The sequence below is a fragment of the Mesorhizobium sp. M7D.F.Ca.US.004.01.2.1 genome (genome assembly GCF_003997785.1).
Classification (GTDB): domain Bacteria; phylum Pseudomonadota; class Alphaproteobacteria; order Rhizobiales; family Rhizobiaceae; genus Mesorhizobium; species Mesorhizobium loti.
Genome location: NZ_RZRQ01000734.1, coordinates 1 through 685 on the forward strand (window position 1 = coordinate 1; position 685 = coordinate 685).

The window sequence follows — 685 nt, forward strand, 5'->3', positions numbered from 1 at the left end:
TTCGCTGAGGGATGACGCCCTGTCGTGGTGCGGAAACAAACTTTCGGCAAATGGGGTTTATGCAACCAATTGCATTTGAATCGGTTTTAGGGCCATTGCCGTGGCGGTGACGCCGCTGACTGCCCGCTTACGGAATTTTCAATGAATATTCAGACGAACCCTGCCCAAATCGAGAAGACAAGCGCGAGCTTCCCGGCCATCACCGAAGAGCCGATCCGCTCCAATTACCTGCCCGAAGAGCGCCTTCGGCTGCTCGGTGAAAGCCTGGCAAAAGGCGACCTCACCGATCTGTTCGGCCTGACGCCCTTCGATTTTCAGGCGCGTGTCCGCGACAGCGCCAAGAAGATCCTGGAAGTCTACCGGTCAACCAATGCGGCGCAGGCGAGAGGCGAGACGATCACGCCGGCGGCACAATGGCTGCTCGACAACAATTATCTGGTCGAAGAGACCATTTTCCAGGTCAAGCGCGACCTGCCGCGCCGCTTCTATCGCCAGCTGCCGACCTTGAAACTGCCTGACAATGGCAGCGTGCCGCGCGCGCTGGCGCTGGCATGGACCTATGTGGCGCATTCGGACAGTTCCGTGTCGGCGACGATGTTCAAGGCCATCGTTCAGGGCTTCCAGTCGGTCGAGCCGCTGAAGATCGGCGAACTTTGGGCGCTGCCTTCGCTGTTGCGCTTCGTCC

Annotated in this window: 1 protein-coding gene; it reads left to right on the top strand. The window is 59.3% G+C overall.

The window, feature by feature from the left end; genetic code table 11:
* Nucleotides 1-141 precede the first annotated feature (141 nt).
* Nucleotides 142-685, top strand: a 544-nt coding sequence (locus EN993_RS36515; RefSeq protein WP_164758094.1) for a hypothetical protein, incomplete at its 3' end; no start/stop codon positions are given.